Below are 393 nucleotides of genomic sequence, written 5' to 3'. Positions count from 1 at the left end.
ATAGCACGTATCATGAAAGAATGCGTTAAGGAGTATCAAGATATATCGATAGAAGAGATACCATCTTATATCGAGGAATCATGGTCAAATGAAGATAGTGATAAAATCTTCGGCATGAACGTAGAAGATGAAAAAATCAACGGTTCAAAGATTTGTTATGATGTATTATTTCAAGTTGCTATCCCCAATAAAAAAGGTACAAAAGAAAAGATTGGGTTGATCATCAATTTAGAAGCACAAAATCAGGATGATCCTCAATATCCGTTATTAAGTCGAGCAATCTATTATTGTAGTCGTATGTTGGCAAGGCAGAAAAACGCACCGGAAGGATTTCAAAAATCAAACTTTCAAGAAATGAAGAAAGTGTATTCCATTTGGGTGTGCATGAATCAT

1 pseudogene is annotated in these 393 nt (G+C 34.1%); it reads left to right on the top strand.

From position 1 onward, the window contains the following. Positions 1-12: 12 nt before the first annotated feature. Positions 13-393, top strand: a pseudogene (locus UGRO018_RS17830) (hypothetical protein); the annotation flags it as partial.

Origin of the sequence: Hoskinsella mucinilytica (assembly GCF_045223415.1) — a bacterium.
Lineage (GTDB): Bacteria > Bacillota_I > Bacilli_A > Erysipelotrichales > Erysipelotrichaceae > Hoskinsella > Hoskinsella mucinilytica.
The sequence above is the reverse complement of the archived record's forward strand: the minus strand, read 5'-3'. Positions and strand labels throughout refer to the sequence as shown.